Annotated in this window: 3 protein-coding genes; 2 read left to right on the forward strand and 1 reads right to left on the reverse strand. The window is 41.7% G+C overall.

Going from position 1 to position 3,054, the window contains the following annotated elements:
• Positions 1 to 122: 122 nt before the first annotated feature.
• Positions 123 to 389, reverse strand: coding sequence for a recombinase family protein (locus J7384_RS19130; RefSeq protein ID WP_209116137.1), 267 nt, complete (start codon positions 387 to 389; stop codon positions 123 to 125).
• Between the two features lie 199 nt (positions 390 to 588).
• Here J7384_RS19130 and rimO point away from each other — a divergent pair, with 199 nt between their 5' ends.
• Together rimO and J7384_RS19140 are read left to right on the forward strand one after the other, a co-directional pair.
• On the forward strand, positions 589 to 2,034 hold the full coding sequence (gene rimO / locus J7384_RS19135) for a 30S ribosomal protein S12 methylthiotransferase RimO (protein ID WP_247741861.1): 1,446 nt from the start codon (positions 589 to 591) through the stop codon (positions 2,032 to 2,034).
• A gap of 161 nt (positions 2,035 to 2,195) precedes the next feature.
• A complete protein-coding gene (locus tag J7384_RS19140; RefSeq protein WP_209116138.1) occupies positions 2,196 to 2,843 on the forward strand; it encodes a glutathione S-transferase family protein in 648 nt (215 codons plus the stop codon).
• Positions 2,844 to 3,054 lie beyond the last annotated feature (211 nt).

The raw sequence follows: 3,054 nt of genomic DNA on the forward strand, positions 1-3,054 counted from the left end.
ATTACATCATTGGCTATTACAGTCAGACTAGACCGCATCGTTATAACGCAGGTTTAAGTCCGAATGAATCAGAACAAAGGTATTGGAAACAATACAAAACCGTGGCCAATTTAACTTGACCACTACAGATCAAGGTTTTCTACTACAAGCCAGCTATTATTGGGAATTTCACCAAGTTCTACTTTCCTTATAAAATTACCAAGCGCACCATCAACACGCTTTTTTCCTTTAAATGCACTCACACCTTTATCGTAAAAAGTAACAAGCTCAAAGCCTTTTTCTTGTGCAACTTTCTCAGCTATTTTTAATTGACGTTGTTTAGTTGAACCGTCAGCTTGTCGATCACTTGACCAACGAACATATGAATATACTTGAACGTTATTAGACATTGTTATAACTCCGTTGTTTTTGAATTACGCTCAAGTTTGCCGAGGAAGACAAATCCTCGAACTTAGGACTTTTTTCGGTTATGAATAAAAGTCCTAAGTAAATTTGACTGGGTGAATTAATTGAAGAATTGTTGTATAATCGGCGCCCGAAATTTTCAGTGTCTCTGGTAGGGGCAAAATATAGGCAGAACGACGAAGCATGACAGTTAATACATTCGATCCGAAACAAACAACCACGATGGAAACACCTGCCAAAGTGATTGAAGAGCAGAGTAATGAGTTGTCTGCCAAAGTTAACAAAAACTCCGCTACAGACCAGAATGTATCTAGTGCTTCCCGTATTGGCTTCGTCTCTCTTGGTTGCCCAAAAAACCTCGTTGATTCTGAGCGTATTCTTACTCAATTGCGCACTGAAGGCTACGATGTTGTCAATAACTATGATGATGCCGAGCTAGTGATTGTTAACACTTGTGGTTTTATTGATTCAGCGGTACAAGAGTCACTTGATACTATTGGTGAAGCGCTCAGTGAGAATGGCAAGGTATTGGTAACTGGCTGCTTGGGTGCTAAAGAAGACGAAATTACCGAAATTCATCCCAATGTTTTGGGGGTTACTGGTCCACACGCGTACGAAGAAGTACTCAATCAAGTACACCAGCACGTTACTAAACCCAAGCACAACCCATTTATCGATCTGGTGCCTGATCAAGGGGTTAAACTCACGCCAAAGCACTACGCTTATTTGAAAATATCTGAAGGTTGTAATCACCGTTGTACTTTTTGCATTATTCCATCGATGCGTGGCGATTTAGACTCGCGTCCGGTTGGTGATGTTTTAGGTGAAGCAAAACGACTAGCCAACGCTGGCGTTAAAGAGTTGTTGGTTATTTCGCAAGATACCTCTGCTTACGGTGTTGATGTAAAACACAAAATGGACTTCTTTGATGGGATACCGGTAAAAACTCATATGAAGGCTTTGTGTCAAGAACTTGCTAAGCAAGGCATATGGGTGCGCTTGCATTATGTTTATCCATATCCGCATGTTGACGATATTATTCCACTGATGGCAAAAGGTGAAATACTGCCGTATTTAGATATTCCGTTTCAGCACGCCAACAAGCGCATTTTAAAGCTGATGAAACGCCCGGGCAGTTCCGATCGCGTTTTAGAACGGATTAAAAAGTGGCGAGAGATTTGTCCTGAGCTTGTTATTCGCTCTACGTTTATCGTTGGTTTCCCAGGAGAAACAGAAGAAGAGTTTGAAGAATTACTTGAGTTTTTACGCGAAGCCCAGCTTGATCGCGTTGGTTGTTTTAAATATTCACCCGTTGAAGGTGCAACCGCCAATGACTTACCGGACCATGTTCCTGAAGAGGTGATGGAAGACCGATTACAGCGTTTTATGGCTGTTCAAGCGGAAATTAGTGCGGCTAAGCTGCAAGCACGCATTGGCCAAGAGTACTTAATTTTAGTTGATGAAGTGAATGAGTTAGGTATTGTTGGGCGCTCGTATATGGATGCACCTGAAGTCGACGGTAAAGTGTATTTATCTGATGACTACGACGCCGAACCGGGTGACATGATTTGGGTACAAATCATTCATGCCGATGAGCATGACGTTTGGGGTGTTAGAGTAGACGACTAACACTTATCGCACATAGAAAATTAGTTTGCGTATTAGAAAGCGAGAGTATTTGGCAAAATACTCTCGTTTTTGTTTTTCGGGCGAAAGTGTCTCGCTATACTGAGGTCTTATTTGATAACTTGCAGTAAGATATTTACATCAATAACAACAAGGAAACAACAATGTCGATTCTCTACGGTGCTCCACCTTCACCATTTGTACGCAAAGTCATGTTAGCCCACGCTTTTAAATCACTGCCTTACCAACTTAAGATTGTTCCACCGGGCAGTGATGATGAAGGCTTTAAAGCAGCAAGCCCGCTTGGCAAAATACCCGCTTACCAAACTGATAAAGGCACCGGTTTTGCTGATTCATCAGTGATTATTGCTTATATTGAAAAAACATCGACAGATGTTGCTTTATACCCAAGCGATGCCGAAGACTACGCGATGGCGTTGTGGTACGAAGAGTACAGCGATACAAAAATGATGGAAGCATTTGGTGCCTTGTATTTTGAACGGGTTGTTGGGCCAAAGTTTTTTAATCACACGACCGATGACGAACGAGTTGAATTGGCAATTAGCAAGTTGATTCCGACGGTTCTTGATTATTTAGAGAGCCAAATAACGGCAGACGAGTGGTTAGTGGCAGATCAGTTTTCTTCTGCTGATGTTGCTGTTGGCGCACAATTAGTTGGGCTTATTCACGCAGATTACCAAATTGATGCGCAAAAATGGCCTAAGTTAAGCGCATATAATGAGCGTTTTATCAGTCATGAGCTAGTGCAAGCTCAGGTTCAAACCGAACTTGGTATGCTAAATCACAGCTAACACAATAACTCTGATTAGAGGGCAGTTGTGCGATTAAAAAAGCGCCCGTTGATAACTGAACAACGGGCGCTTTTTTACGTTTGTTTGACCCGTCCTAAATAAGGTTGACACTTTTCAATCAATGAATTGGAGAGTGCCATGAAATCAACCACTAAACGAACTCAAAAGGATTACTCACTCGCTTTTAAATTGTCGGTTGTCGAGCAAGTTG

It is taken from the genome of Endozoicomonas sp. G2_1, assembly GCF_017744155.1.
GTDB lineage: Bacteria > Pseudomonadota > Gammaproteobacteria > Enterobacterales > Alteromonadaceae > JAGHQT01.